The organism is Pseudoclavibacter sp. RFBB5 (assembly GCF_002931555.1).
In the GTDB taxonomy this organism is placed as follows: domain Bacteria; phylum Actinomycetota; class Actinomycetes; order Actinomycetales; family Microbacteriaceae; genus Pseudoclavibacter.
This window is the reverse complement of record NZ_PSTZ01000002.1, coordinates 67,589-81,547: the sequence shown is the minus strand read 5'-3', so window position 1 is coordinate 81,547 and position 13,959 is coordinate 67,589. Positions and strand designations below refer to the sequence as shown.

Sequence of the window (13,959 nt, the reverse complement as noted above, 5' to 3'; positions counted from 1 at the left end):
CCTGACCTGACCTGACCGGGCCTGACCTGACCTGACCTGACTTGGCCGGGCCTGACTTGGCCTGACCGGGCCGGGCACGTGGCCTGGCATCTGAGGCCTGCCACCTGGCTTGACCCGGTTTGGCACCTGACGTTTGGCGCCTGGCGCCCGATGCCCGAGGTCTAAAGCCTGAGGCTTGCACCTCACTCCCTTGCCTGTCGGTGTGGCCTGATACGCCGTCAGCCGCATCCGTTTGCCCTTGGCTGTTTGTCCTTCGGCGTCAGTCGTTGTGCCGTCAGCCGCTTGGCTGAGCCGGTCCGAGCACCGCGTCGAGGAGGCGCTGGAGACTTTCGTCGCTCGACTCGGTGCGGCTCAGCGCGCGGAGGAGGAGCGCGCCGATGATGGCCTCACCGATCTCCTCGAGCCGTGCATCCGCTGCCAGCTCGCCATCGGCGATGGCGATCTCGAACCGTTCGGTGAGGGAGTGGCTCGCGCCGAGGCTTTCGTGCAAGCGCCGGCCGATGTCGGCGTTCTCGACGGATGCGGCGATCAGCGAGCGGACGAGCAGCTCGCCCTGCGGCTGACCGAGGAGCGCGAGAACGGCGCTGAGCCAGGCCGTGAGGTCGTGGCGCAGCTCACCCGAGTTCGGCACGGTGAAGCGGTTCGGGAAGAGCTGCCCCTGCAGGAGGCAGTCGGAGACAAGCGCGCCCTTCGAGGGCCACCAGCGGTAGATGGTCTGCTTCGAGACGCCCGCCTCTGCGGCGACACCCTCCATGGTGAGGCGCTCGTAGCCGCGCTCGGCGAACAGCTTCGAGGTGGCCTCAAGCACCGCGACCCTGGCGGCTTCGCTGCGCACCGGGCCCTGTCGGTGGCCGGAAGCGGCGCGCTCGTCGACGCCTGGGGCTTGCTCTGAAGCATCTGCGGCTTGCTCTGGCATGCCCGCCATCATATTCACAAACTGCGTAGACGAGACGTTGCGTATGATCTAGGGCGGCGCTCCCTCAAGCGGACGGTTTGGGCTCGAGCGCCACCACGAACGAGCGCGCACGATCTTGTGCGCCGAGAGGATGCTGATGGCCGAACTGCTGTACCGCCTGGGGAACTTCGCGACCCGCCGAGTGTGGGTCGTCGTGGGGGCCTGGCTGGTCATCCTCGGGCTCGCCGTCGGTGGGTTCCTGATCGGGTTCAAGGGCCTCACGTCGAGCTTCGACGTGCCAGGCACGGCATCCGGGGAGGTCATCTCGGACCTCGAGGAGCAGCTGCCCGACTTCGCGGGCGCATCCGGCACCGTCGTCTATTCGACGGCGGACGGGTCGGCGCTCACGGACGCGCAGCGCGCGGAGATCAGCGCGGTCATCGCGGATCGCGGCGACCTCGCCGACGTGGCCGACGTCATCGACCCGTTCTCGGCGACCGCCGAGCTCGAGGGGCAGGCGGCGCAGGTCGAGAGCGGTCGTACGCAGATCGCCGAGGGTCAGACGCAGCTTGACGCGGGCCAGGCGCAGCTCGATGCAGGAAAAGCCCAGCTGGATGCCGCGCAGGCGCAGCTGGATGCCGCGAAGCAGCAGCTCGAGGCGGCGGGCAACCCGGCGCCGCAGGTCGAGGCCCTCGCGGGGCAGCAGGCGCAGCTGGACGCACAGGTGCAGGCGCTCGCCGAGCAGCAGGCGACGTTGGATGCATCGCAGGCTGAGATCGACACGCAGCTGCAGCAGCTGGAGAACGGCGCGACGCTCGTGGAGCTGTCGGACGGCATCAGCCTCGTCTCGGAGGACGGCTCGACGGCGATCGTGAACGTGTCGTTCACGGAGCCTCGCCTGGAGCTGAGCGAGGAAGCGAAGCAGGGCGTCATCGAGTACTTCGAGGCGCACCCCGTCGACGGTGTCAACGTGGCGTTCTCCACGGACATCGCCCAGAGCGTGCCGCAGATCTTCGGCATCGGCGAGGCGGTTGGCCTCGTCTTCGCGGCCATCGTGCTGCTGGTGCTGCTGGGGTCGGCGCTTGCCGCATCCCTCCCCATCCTCACGGCGCTCGTGGGCGTCGCGATCGGCGTCGTCAGCGTGCTCGCGTTCTCCGGGGTCGTGCAGATGGCGTCGGTCACCCCGGTTCTCGGCATCATGCTGGGGCTCGCGGTGGGCATCGACTACTCGCTGTTCATCGTGAACCGGCACCGCAAGCAGCTCATGCAGGGCATGGAGGTGCGCGAGTCGATCGGCCTCGCGAACGGCACCGCCGGCAACGCGGTGGTGTTCGCGGGTGCGACGGTCATCGTCGCCCTGCTTGCTCTCAACGTGACGGGCATCCCGTTCCTCGGCCTCATGGGCACGGCCGGCGCGGTGTGCGTGCTCATCGCGGTGCTCATCGCGGTGACCCTCACGCCTGCGCTGCTCGGCAAGCTCGGGATGCGGGTGCTGAACAAGCGGCGGCGGGCGCACATCCGCAAGCTGCACGGCACGGGCGGCGGGGTTGGCGAGGCCGGCGGCACCGCAACTGGCGGTGTCGGGGTCGTGACGGGTCAGGTGCGTGCCGCGCACGCTGCACCGCTGAAGGCGATGCCGACGTGGCGGGCCATCGTCACCGTGTTCGCGGGCGTTGCCGTGCTGCTGACGATCGCTATCCCTGCGCTCTCCATGAGGGTCGGGCTGCCGGATGGGTCGTCGGAACCTGAGGAGTCAGCGTCGTATCAGGCGTTCACGATCACGGAGGAGCAGTTCGGGGCGGGCACGACTGGTCCGCTGCTCGTGACGGCGACGTTGCCCGAGGGGCTCGATGATGCTGGAGTGCTCGACAAGCAGGTGCTGGTCGCGGAGAAGCTCGCGTCGCTCGAGGACGTGACGGCGGTCGCCCCGATCGGGGTTTCTGACAACAAGAGCCTCACGGCGTTCCAGGTGATTCCGGCGGAGGGGCCGAACAGCGTCTCCACGGAGCAGCTGGTCGGTGAGCTGCGTGCGCTGCCGGAGATCGAGGACGGCATCACGCTCGGCGTCGCGGGTCAGGCGGCGATCAATATCGATATCTCCGAGGGTCTCAACTCGGTGCTGCCGCTCTACATCGCCCTCGTGGTCGGGTTGTCGCTGCTCATCATGATCCTCGTGTTCCGGTCGATCCTCGTGCCGCTCATCGCGACGGGCGGGTTCATCCTGTCGCTGTTCGCGACGTACGGTGCCGTGGTTGCCGTCTTCCAGTGGGGTTGGTTCGCTGACCTCATCGGGCTGCACGCGACGGGCCCCATCCTGAGCTTCCTGCCGGTCATCCTCGTGGGCATCCTCTTCGGGCTCGCCATGGACTACCAGCTGTTCCTCGCGTCCGGGATGCGCGAAGCGTACGTGCACGGGGCGGAGGCGAGGGTCGCGGTCGTGCAGGGCTTCCGCGCAGGCCGGGCTGTCGTCATCGCGGCGGCGCTCATCATGGTGTCGGTGTTCGGCGGGTTCGTGTTCGCCGAGTCGACCATGATCCGTTCGATCGGGTTCGGGCTCGCGTTCGGTGTGCTGCTCGACGCGTTCATCGTGCGCATGCTCATCATGCCGTCGCTCATGCACCTCCTCGGCAGGTCAGCGTGGTGGCTGCCGAAGTGGCTCGACAAGATCATGCCGAACGTCGACGTCGAAGGGGCCGCGCTGGAGCGCAAGCACCCCGTGCACTGAGGCGCGGACGAGGCACAGCTGAATTGCGTCTACGGCGAACCGCTGCCTCGAAATCCGGGGCGGCGGTTCGTCGTAGTTACGCCTGCAGTCGTCGGTGCAACCGTGGTTGTGGTCGTCGGTGCAAACGAGGTCGTGGTCGAGGTCGAGGCGGGAGCGGCTGTGCTCCCGTTCCCGTTCCCGATCCCCGACCTCGATACCCAAACGGCGGTCGGGGCCGGTCAGCGCTCGCGGAGAGCCTCGTCCATGTCGGCCGTCTCCACGGGCCCGCCTGGTCCGTATTTGAGGAGGACGGTGCCCTTCGGGGACGCGACGGGCGGCTCGAGGAGCGTCAACCCGAGGGGTGGCCCGTCGTCGGGGAAGAGGCGCTTCCCGGACCCCAGCACGACGGGATAGACCCACAGGTTCAGCACGTCGAAGAGCCCCTCCCGCACCAGCGCCTGTGCGAAGTCGACGCTCCCGACCACGTGGATGCTCGAGTGCCGCCCCCGGAGCGCGGCCACCTCGGTCGCCAGGTGCGGCCCCACAAGGTGTGACGTCGCCCACGGGAGTTCTGGGTTGCCGCGCGACGCCACGTACTTCGGGATGCTATTGAACACCGACGCGATGCTGTCCGACGGACCGGCCGCGTATCGCGGCCAATACGCCGCGAAGATGTCGTACGTCTTGCGGCCCAGCAGCAGCGCATCCATGCTCTGAATGCCTGCGTTCACCTGCTCGCCGTCCACCTCATCGATGAGCGGCCCCTGCCAACCCCCGAACCTGAACCCACCCTCCGGGTCTTCCTCCGGACCGCCCGGAGCTTGCTGCACCCCGTCCAGCGTCGTGAAGAGGTCGATGATGATCTGGCCGGCCATGGCGTCTCCCTTGATCGCACTCATGAGCGTGCTGCTTGCTGCTTGCTGCTTGTTGCTTTGGGTCTTGCTGCTCTTGCAGTTGGCGTCGCAGCCCCGACCGTTCTCCTGACGGCTCTCGCGTCCGTTGGCGCGGCCGATGCCACGGTCGATGCCCGACCGCCGCCGTCAGCCCTGCTGCGAGCGCGGATGCTTCGCGGCCGTCCCATCGTGTTGTCGCGTTGCACCTGACTGCCGCCGCCCCTGCATCTCAATGTACGACCGTGAGACGCCCTGCCAACGGTGAACGGGGTGGGAATCCGAAGGCCTAAAAGGGCGGTGGATCGTGCGAGGAGTCCGGGTCCTCCTGACCCAGGCGGTCTCCGGTTCCCGCCCCGCCCTCTGGCAGGTTCTGCGCCAAGCCTTCAGCGTTGTCTTGGTGCGCTGTTGGACGGAACTCCGGCTGCCGCGTCCGAGAGCCCGCCGCGTCGATGGCCGCCTTCTTCGCCGCACGTTCACGCCGGAACTCCTCCAGGAAACCGACCTTCGGGAAGCGCCGACCACGATCCTCGTCGCCAGCGTCGCCAGCGTCGCCAGCGTCGCCAGCGTCGCCAGCGTCGTCGGCGTCGGCGTCGCCGGTGTCGCTGGAGTCGCCTGCGTCGGGGGATGCACGGGTGTCGCCAGAGTCATGAGGACTGTGAGGCTGGCCAAGCTCGCCAAGCTCGCCAAGCTCGCCAAGCTCGCCAAGCTCGCCAAGCTCGGCAAGGCGCGCAGGGTCGCCAGGGTTTGCAGGGTTTGCAGGGTTCGCAGGATTTGCAGGGGTGTTTGGCCCTCGCGGGGTTCTCGCGTCTGGCGGGTCGACGGCGTGAGCATCCGCGGCAGGGAGGGGCGGCGGCAAGGCGGTGAGTCTCCCGAACTGCACTGGCTCGTCTCGGAAGAGGAGTCCGGTGGGTGAGCTCCATTCGTAGGTCCCATCCGCCAGTTGCTGCGCGGCCCAGTCACCGTGGTGCTTGCCCGTGTGGTCGCCCTTGCAGAGGTGGCCGAGGTTGGGGAGACTCGTGGGTCCGCCTTCCTCCCAGGCCTTCGTGTGGTCGATCTCGCAGCGGTTCGCCGGCATCATGCAGCCCACAAAGCGGCACCGACCGTCGCGAACGGCGAGCCGGCGTCGCATCGCACTCGTCGGTCGGTAGCTGTCGACCTCGACAAGCGTCCCCTTGATGGGGTCGGTGAAGATGCGCTCGAACTCGGGAGCCGCGTCGATGAGACGGCGAACCTCCGCAGTCGGAACGGGGATGTAACCGTCAAGAAGGGCCGGAGCTGAGGCCACACGCGGCGGCGGAGCGTCGGTAGCGCCAGGCGAATCCGGTGGCACGCCCGGCACCATTCCGCGGTGCTGAGGCGCCGCCGGAGCAAGGTACGCCTCGACGGGGACCACGAAGGCGATCTTCGCCTCGACGGGGTCTCGGCCCTTCAACTCCTCCGGCGTCGCCCGGAGGAAGCTGTCGCTCAGCACGTCGGCTCGCACCTCATCCAGCGAACGTGGCTCGGGCAGAGGGCCCTCGTTCGGGTCAGCTGCATCCGCACGCGTCTCCGCGCCCGCGCCCGCGCCCGCCGTCCCATCCTCGAAGTCGCCCGTAGACAGATGGGAACCGGCCAGCTGCCCGGCCGGATCGCCGGCCTCGGCCTCGAGAGAGTCCGGAGCGTGACCGGAGTCCGCAGCGTGATCAGAGCCTGCAGCGTGACCGGAGTCCGCAGCGTGATCAGAGCCCGCCGCGTGACCGGTGTCGGCAGCGCGATCAGAGTCGGCACGCTCTCTAGCTGCCCGTCGCTCGGCGTCGCTGATGACGCGCGCCTGCCTCGTCGTGCGGTCGAAGACAAGCCTGAGCTTCGCGTAGGAGTCAACGATGGACAGCTCGCCGAGCCCGTCTTCGAGCTGCGCAAGCGTGACCCTCCGAGCGCGGCGGGCCCGCTCGAAGCGCTCATCCAGCGACTCCTCCGTCAGCTCTTCGGCAGCGCGCTCCGCAAGCGCCTTGATGCGGCCAGGCGTCGTCGAGACTGCCTTCTCGAGCACCACCCTGCAGAACTCCGCCCTGCGGCGCTCGAGCTCGGCCGGGTCGGGATGCGCGATGCGAAGACCGGCGTCGACGATCACGAGCGCGTGCGCCCGACTGATCGCTCCGGCCTCCATGGCGCCCTGAACCGGCTCGAAGACCTTGGCAATCGCATACGCCCGACCGAGCTCGATCTGCACCGACCGCTGCGACCTTCCCGACACGGCCCCGATCTCGCCCGCAAGCGACCGAACCTCGAGTGCCGGACTTGACGTGCCAGCGAGCTCATCGCCGCGGAGGCCCATCTCGAGCGCCTGAGCGTGGAGCTCGGCCTGCTCGCCGTGCAGCCTGTTGAGCTGCCGCTGGTTGTCGGCGAGCGCGGAGATCAGCAGGGCGCGGCGTGGGCCGGCCGCGCGGTCTTCGGCGTCTTGGCAGGCCCCGTCGACGACGGCGGGTTCGACGCCAAGTCGTGCCGCGAGGCGGTCGCGCACCTGACGGGTCCTGACGGAACGGGTGGGCACCCCTTGCCGCGAAGCATCGTCGCATGCCCCGTCGACGACGGCGAGTTCGACGCCGAGGCGAGCCTCGAGGCGGTCACGGACCTCACCCGTCGTCGCGGAACGACCGAGCGCCGCTGCCTGCGGTGCCTTGGTGTCGACGGGTTCGTTCTGCATGCCTGCATCGTCTCCCGGACCACCGACATTCTGCGTTTCGGGCGTCACTTCTTGGCCATAGGTGCCACATTTTCCGCGGGAAAGGGGGGACAGGCGAGCCGGCCCATCACCCGACGAACCCCATTCACGGGGGTATCGCTCGGAAGGGGCAGACAGTGGACCGCCGCGAGCGCACCGCGCCCGCGTGAGGTGAGCATCCATCCGCGAGGGCCCAGCACCCACCCGCCTGAACACAGCATCCATTCGCGCGCCCCGGCTAGCGTTGTCGCATGACTTCACCGCTCGCGGCCCCGACGCTCGAGATCCAGCGCACGCTGTGGGTGTGGTGCGGCGTCTACGTGTCGGCCTGGGTGAGCGGCCTGCTGGTCGGTGCCCCCGACGTCGCCCCCAGCGACAGCTCGGCCACCATCGCCGCCGCCTACGCCACCTCGCCGAGCGTGCTCGTCAACGCGGCACTCGTGCATGGCCTCGCCGCCGTCGCCCTTTACGGGATGTCGACCCTGCTCGGCAGCGAGCGGATGCGCAGAGCCACCCGCGGTGCGGGCCTGGCAACGCTTGTGCTCTCGCTCATCCAGTTGGCAGGCGAAGCGCTCCTCACGTTCGGGCTCGCATCCGACGGAGCAGCAGGCGTGATCGGTCTCGACTCCGGGCAGATCTGGGCGGCAATCCAGGTCGTCGACGGCGTGAAGATGCTGGCGCTGGCGGCCCTCGTGCTGATCGTGCTGATCGGCCAGACTCGGCGCGTGCTCTGGGCGACGCTTGTCAGCGGTGCGACCGTCCTCGCGCTGCTCGTATCCGCCGCCAGCTACCTGACGCTGAGCGCACCCCTCATGGCCGGCGCCTACGTCGCGCTGCCGCTGCTCTTGATCTGGGCCGTCGTCGCGGCCCTTCGCTTCGGCACGCCGACCGCCGGTCCGGAAGCCGCGCAAGCCACCTAGCCGCCGAGCTGGACCCCCCCGCAGGCCAGCCGACCGCTGAGCCTCGGACGCTCGGACGCCCGGACGCTCGGACGCTCGGACCCCGAACCCCGGACCCCGAACCCCGAACCCCAACCCGAACGACGCAGCGACGCCCTATGACCTGATCGCGTCGATCACGTTGCTGCGGGTCGCGATGACGGCCGGGATGAACCCTGCCAGCAGCCCGACACCGACACTGACGACGATGCCGAGCACCGCAGCATCGACCGGGAACGGCACCGAGTCGGTGAGTCCGAGCCCACCCGTGATGGCCTCCTGGACAAGCGGATTCTGCAGCAGCACGATCGCGCAGCCGATGCCCACGACGCCTGCGAGCAGCGTCCCCACGACACTCTCCAGCAGGATCGAGAAGAAGACGCGCCCACCCGTTGCTCCGAACGAGCGACGGATGCCGATCTCTCGCACCCGCTGCTTGACCGTCACGATGGACAGGTTCACGAACCCGATCGTGCCGACCAGCAAGACGATGCCGCCGACGGCCGTCACCAGGATCTGCACGGCCAGGAACGGATCGTCGCCCCACGCCAGGTAGTCCATGCGCTGCGCTTCGACCGCTCCGCCTTCCCCGAGCGCCGCCTTCAGGTCCCGAACGATCTGGCTCGACAGCTGCTCGTGGTTCTCGAGGGGCAACCACAGCTCGTAGGTGGGGAACATGGCGGAGTCCCCCTCCGCGCCAGCAGCCAACGGGTCGGTGAAGGATCCGCTCATCATGCCGCCACCGCCCATCATCCCGCCGCCCGAGCTGGCGCCGAGCAGGTGCTGCGCATCGCTGAGAACGTAGAGCTGCTCCGGATAGTCCGGATAGATGTTCGCGGAGACACCGACCACCACGGCCGTGGTCGGAGCGGACCCTGCGACCTCGAGCGTCGGATGCTCAGCCATCGAGGGGTTGCCGAGCCGGTTCCACATGGTCTCGTTGACGACGACCGCTGGCGCGAGGCGGTCGGCGTCGCTGGCCGTGAGCCAGGACCCGTCGAGCAGTTTCACCCGGTGCATCTCCCCATACGCCGGATCGACGATCATCGACTCGACGTCGGCGACCCCGTCAACGAACTGGATGCGCGTCGCCGCGTACCCGGACGTCGACTGGTACGTGATCCCGTACCGTTCGATGGCGGCGGCGTACGCCGCCTCGTAGACCTCCACCTTCTCGTCGGTGGCCTCGCTCGACACCATCAGCTGGTAGCTCGCGGGCCGGCCGCTCGAGCGTTCGGAGATCTCGATGGACGACTGCCGTGTTATCGACCCGAGCCCCGTGACCGCGACGATCGCGAACACGGCGATCCCGATCCCGACGAGCGCCAGCGTGACGCGCACCCGGTGCACTCGCAGCTCATCCCAGGCCTCGATGAACGCGCCGGTGACCTGCGTGAACCAGCTCATGTGCTCCCGCCTTCCGCGGGAGTCGCCTCGGTCGTCCTGGCCCTCGTCGCAGTCGCAGTCGAGGGCGCGGTCGAGTCGACGTCGAGCTCCAGGTCCAATTGCAGGTCTGTCGCCGTGCTCCTGTCCGAATGCAGACCGGTGCCCGGATCCATGGCGGCATCCGTACCCCGGCCGGCGCTCGAAGGAACGAGCACGCCCGCATCGAGCCGCAGCATCCGGTCGGCTCTCGCCGCGACGTTCTCGTCGTGGGTGATGGTGACCAGCGCGGCCCCCGTCTCCTTCGAGATGTCGGCGAGCAGCGTCATGACTCGCGCGCCCGTCTCGACGTCGAGCGCCCCGGTGGGCTCATCGGCGAGGATCACCCGCGGCCGGCGCACGATGGCGCGTGCGATCGCGACGCGTTGCTGCTCGCCACCGGAGAGGCGAGTGGGCAGCGAGTCGAGGCGATGATCGAGGCCCACATCGGTGAGCGCCTCCCTGGCGAGCGCGTCGCGCCGCCAGAACGTGCGGTCGCGGGCGTAGAGCAGCGGCATGGCGACGTTCTCCGCCGCCGTGCGTCCCTCGAGCAGGTTGAACTGCTGGAACACGAAGCCGATCTGGGCCCCGCGCATCCGGTCACGCGCCCGCAGGCGCAGGGCCGCAGTCGGCTTGCCGTCGAAGAGCAGCTCGCCGCTCGTCGGTGCGTCCAGGAGCCCGAGGATGTTCAGCAGCGTCGACTTGCCCGACCCCGAGCGGCCCACGATGGAGAGGTGCTCGCCCTCTTCGATTCGCAGGTTCACGCCGCGCAGGATGTGCAGCTCGCTGTCGTCGGCGGCCCGCACCGACTTCGAGATGTCGCGGAGTTCGATGAACGCCACGTCAGCCGCCGAGCATTCCGCAGACCTCTGTGCCGCTCATCGGGTCGATGAAGCAGTCCTCCGGGCTCGCCTGGTCGGCACCCGGCACGAACTCGAGCACGATGTCGGTCTCGGAGACCCCCTCGGCGATCTGCACGAGCGTGCCGTCGGTGAGGCCCAGCTTCACGTCGCGTTCCTCGATGGCGCCGTCGGCCCCCTGCACGAACACGACGCCCGTCTCTGCCTGGCCCTTCACGGCCGTAATGGGGAGCGTGAGCACGTTCTCCGCCACCCCGCCGTGCAGCACCACGTTGGCTTCGAGGCCGGGGAAGACGGTCACCTCGGCAGGAACACGGCACGTGACGGTCGTCGTGTCCGTCGTCTCAGGGGCACCGGATGCGCCACTCGGGTCCTGCGCGGCGCTGCTGCTCTTCGCCGCTGCACCGGACGCGATGCGCAGCTCGGTGCACGTGAAGGGTGCAGGGCCGGCCGTGATCGTCACCTGCGCATCCGTCGGCGTCGTCGCGAGACGGTACAGCTGGGCCGGTGGGATCGTGCCCTTCACGACGAAGCTCGCCGGAGTGATCGCCACCGGCGCCTCCCCGACGGACACCTGCTGCTCTGCGATGAGGTTGAGCTTCGTGATCGTGCCCGACGTCGGGGCGACGATCTCGTTCCACTCGTACTCCGGCTCGGCCGCCGGCGCGGGCTGGGCCTCGCCGGTCGCATCCGGTGCCGTCGGAACCACGGCGGTCGGCGTCTTCTCGTTGCGGATCGACGCGAGCACGTCGCCCGCCTCGACGCGGCCGCCCTGCGTCGCGTAGACGGCGTCGATCGTGCCCATCATGGGCACCTTCGCCTCGACGGCGGGCGACTCCTGCACGTTCGCGGTCAACGTGACGTCGTTCGTGATGGTGCCGAGCACGGGGCTGATCGTCGGCTCGACGATCTCGCCGGTCGGCAGGGCGGCGGACTCCTCAGGTGCGGAGCTGAAGAAGGCGATCTTGACGAGCGCGACGGCGATCACGGCCACCAGGAGGATCTTGATTCCCGGCCAGATCCAGGACTTCCATGCGCGCACGCCGAGCTCCATTCTGTCCGCATCGCAGGACCGCGACGAGATCTGCGGGTCACGCCGGCCTGATGCGGAAGCCGACCCCGCGCACAAGGTAGCAGGGGCCGACGACACTGGGCGCGCCCATCCTGGACCCGGGGACTCGCCCCCTGCCACAATGAGACGTGACCACTTCAGCGCCTGACCTCGGCCTCCTCCTCGACGTCGACGGCCCCATCGCAAGCCCAGTGACCCGCACGGTCGCGATCCAGAGCATCCTCGATGACCTCGTCACGCTCGCCGCCGCGGGCGTTCCCATCGCGTTCATCACGGGCCGCTCCGAGGAGTTCATCCGCGAGCGAGTCATCGAGCCGCTCTTCGAGAACGGGCTCGCCGAGGCGCTGCAGCAGCCGGGCGCGCGCATGTTCGGCGTGTACGAGAAGGGTGGAACCTGGTCGGCGATTTCACCCGAAGGGATGAGCGAGCTGCAGATCGACGAGACGGTTGTGCCGCCCGCCGCGTACGTCGCCGCGATCCGCGAACTGGGCGAGGGGGAGTTCAGCGACGTCCTCTTCTTCGACGAGACCAAGAAGGCCATGATCTCGGTCGAGCAGCGCACCGACGTCAGCTCTGAGGCCTACCTCGAACGGCAGAAGGCCTTCGACGACGCCGCGTTCGAGCTCGCCGCGCAGCAGGGCGTCGGCATGCGCCACGGCGACCGCGAGGCCCCGGATGCGCAGGGCCTCGTCCCGTTCCGCATCGACCCCACGATCATCTCGACCGACATCGAGTCGGTGAAGCTCGACAAGGACCACGGCGCGCGCCGCGCCCTCGCCGAGTTCGAGGCCGCCGGCCCGCTGCCGAGACGGTGGCGCTCGGTCGGCGACTCGCGCAGCGACTACAAGATGGCCGACGAGCTGCACGCCAGCGGGTACGACGCCGCGCACGTGGACGTCCGTCCCGCCGATGGCATCCTCGAGAAGGACTACGACGTCGTCACGTTCGGCGACCTCATCCACGACGATGCCGGCGCCGCGTTCCTCCGCGAATGCGTGCGCGAGCTCGGGCTGGAGAGCTAGGGCGCGCGAGCGGCCTCCCGCGGGCGCAGACCTGCGAGAAATGCAGGTTCGTCTCGCGGGGAACATGCATCTCCCAGAGGTCTGTGCCTGGACGGCGCGCAGTTCGGCATCATCGCCGCCGCCGCCGCCCTGCTCCAGTTGCTCCTCCTGCGAAAGGGCGCCGCGCGATCCCGCGCACGCTGACCCAGGCTTGCCCCCAGCCTGACGCTCCCCAGCGGCGTAGGTCCGCTCGCCTCAGTCCAGCGTGATGCGCAGCGCCGCCGCGGCCTCGCGCGCCCGCTCCCGCGCCTCGTCGACGTCCGCGCCACGCGCGAGCGCGACGGCGACCCGCCGCTTGCCCGCGACGTTCGGCTTCCCGAAGAGCCGCACCTGCGACGTCGGGATGGCGAGCGCAGCATCCACACCCTCGATGACCGGCACGCCCGTACCCTCGGCGAGCACAGCGCAGGACGCGGCGGCCGGCTCCCCGGACCCAGCTCCGATGCGCAGCGGCTCCGACACCGGAAGGCCGAGGACCGCGCGGGCGTGCAGCGCGAACTCCGAGACATCTTGCGACACGAGCGTCACCAGGCCCGTGTCGTGCGGACGCGGCGACACCTCGGAGAAGAGCACGTCATCGCCGACGATGAACAGCTCGACCCCGAACAGGCCGTAGCCGCCCAGAGCATCCGTCACCGTCTTCGCGACGACCTTCGCCTTCTCGAGCGCAGCCTCGGGCAACGCGGCCGGCTGCCACGACTCGCGGTAGTCGCCGTCGACCTGCGTGTGCCCGACCGGCTCGCAGAAGACGGTGCCGCCGACGTGGCGCACCGTCAGCAGGGTGATCTCGGAGTCGAAGGGCACGAAGCCTTCGACGATGACCCTGCCGCGGCCCGTGCGCCCACCTTCCTGCGCGTAGTCCCACGACGCCTGGATGTCGTCAGGTTCGCGGATCACCGACTGGCCCTTCCCCGACGACGACATGACCGGCTTCACGACACAGGGCAAGCCGACCGCTTCGATGGCGTCCGCGAACTCGGCGAACGTGTCCGCGAAACGGTACGGCGACGTCGCGAGGTCCAGCGCCTCGGCGGCCAGCCTGCGGATGCCCTCGCGGTCCATCGTGAGCTGCGTCGCCCGCGCTGTCGGCACGACGCGTGTGCGCCCCTCAGCCTCGATCTCGGCGAGCACCTGCGTCGCGATCGCCTCCACCTCGGGGATCACGATGTCCGGATGCTCGAGCGCGAGCACAGCGCGCAGCGCAACCGGGTCGAGCATGTCGACGACGTGGCTGCGGTGCGCGACCTGCATCGCGGGGGCGTTCGCGTATCGGTCGACCACGATGACCTCGACGCCGAGGCGCTGCAGCTCGAGCGCGACCTCCTTGCCGAGCTCGCCGGCGCCGAGCAGCAGCGCGCGCGTCGAAGCGGGGGTGAGCGGGGTGCCGAGGGTGCCATCCGTCATGCACGCATT

10 protein-coding genes are annotated in these 13,959 nt (G+C 69.2%); 3 read left to right on the top strand and 7 right to left on the bottom strand.

The window, feature by feature from the left end; all coding sequences use genetic code 11:
• Positions 1 to 274: 274 nt before the first annotated feature.
• Positions 275 to 916: a TetR/AcrR family transcriptional regulator gene (locus C5B97_RS03060; RefSeq protein ID WP_104310689.1), complete on the bottom strand. Its 642-nt coding sequence runs from the start codon at positions 914 to 916 to the stop codon at positions 275 to 277.
• 136 nt (positions 917 to 1,052) lie between these two features.
• Here C5B97_RS03060 and C5B97_RS03055 point away from each other — a divergent pair, with 136 nt between their 5' ends.
• Positions 1,053 to 3,620: an MMPL family transporter gene (locus tag C5B97_RS03055; protein ID WP_104310724.1), complete on the top strand. Its 2,568-nt coding sequence runs from the start codon at positions 1,053 to 1,055 to the stop codon at positions 3,618 to 3,620.
• A 218-nt stretch (positions 3,621 to 3,838) separates the two neighbouring features.
• Here the strand turns inward: C5B97_RS03055 and C5B97_RS03050 are convergent, their stop codons facing one another.
• Together C5B97_RS03050 and C5B97_RS17705 are read right to left on the bottom strand one after the other, a co-directional pair.
• A complete protein-coding gene (locus tag C5B97_RS03050; protein WP_258067881.1) occupies positions 3,839 to 4,498 on the bottom strand; it encodes a dihydrofolate reductase family protein in 660 nt (219 codons plus the stop codon).
• Between the two features lie 280 nt (positions 4,499 to 4,778).
• Positions 4,779 to 7,175: an HNH endonuclease signature motif containing protein gene (locus C5B97_RS17705; protein WP_146080704.1), complete on the bottom strand. Its 2,397-nt coding sequence runs from the start codon at positions 7,173 to 7,175 to the stop codon at positions 4,779 to 4,781.
• A gap of 269 nt (positions 7,176 to 7,444) precedes the next feature.
• Between C5B97_RS17705 and C5B97_RS03020 the strand changes: the two genes are divergently transcribed.
• On the top strand, positions 7,445 to 8,113 hold the full coding sequence (locus C5B97_RS03020) for a hypothetical protein (RefSeq protein ID WP_104310682.1): 669 nt from the start codon (positions 7,445 to 7,447) through the stop codon (positions 8,111 to 8,113).
• Between the two features lie 135 nt (positions 8,114 to 8,248).
• On the opposite strand, the gene C5B97_RS03015 is transcribed toward C5B97_RS03020, so the two are convergent.
• The 3 genes from C5B97_RS03015 to C5B97_RS03005 are packed head-to-tail and all read right to left on the bottom strand — an operon-like array spanning position 8,249 to position 11,455.
• Positions 8,249 to 9,538, bottom strand: a complete 1,290-nt coding sequence (locus C5B97_RS03015) for an ABC transporter permease (RefSeq protein WP_104310681.1) — start codon at positions 9,536 to 9,538, stop codon at positions 8,249 to 8,251.
• A complete protein-coding gene (locus C5B97_RS03010) occupies positions 9,535 to 10,395 on the bottom strand; it encodes an ABC transporter ATP-binding protein (protein WP_104310680.1) in 861 nt (286 codons plus the stop codon). The genes C5B97_RS03015 and C5B97_RS03010 overlap by 4 nt, the downstream gene beginning before the upstream one ends.
• A 1-nt stretch (position 10,396) precedes the next feature.
• A complete protein-coding gene (locus C5B97_RS03005; RefSeq protein WP_181026885.1) occupies positions 10,397 to 11,455 on the bottom strand; it encodes a hypothetical protein in 1,059 nt (352 codons plus the stop codon).
• 158 nt (positions 11,456 to 11,613) lie between these two features.
• On the opposite strand from C5B97_RS03005, the gene C5B97_RS03000 reads away from it, so the two are divergent.
• Positions 11,614 to 12,507 carry a hypothetical protein gene (locus C5B97_RS03000; protein WP_104310678.1) on the top strand — a complete coding sequence of 298 codons (894 nt, stop codon included), beginning with the start codon at positions 11,614 to 11,616 and terminating at the stop codon, positions 12,505 to 12,507.
• 234 nt (positions 12,508 to 12,741) lie between these two features.
• On the opposite strand, the gene purT is transcribed toward C5B97_RS03000, so the two are convergent.
• Positions 12,742 to 13,950, bottom strand: coding sequence for a formate-dependent phosphoribosylglycinamide formyltransferase (gene purT / locus C5B97_RS02995; protein WP_104310677.1), 1,209 nt, complete (start codon positions 13,948 to 13,950; stop codon positions 12,742 to 12,744).
• Between the last annotated feature and the right edge of the window lie 9 nt (positions 13,951 to 13,959).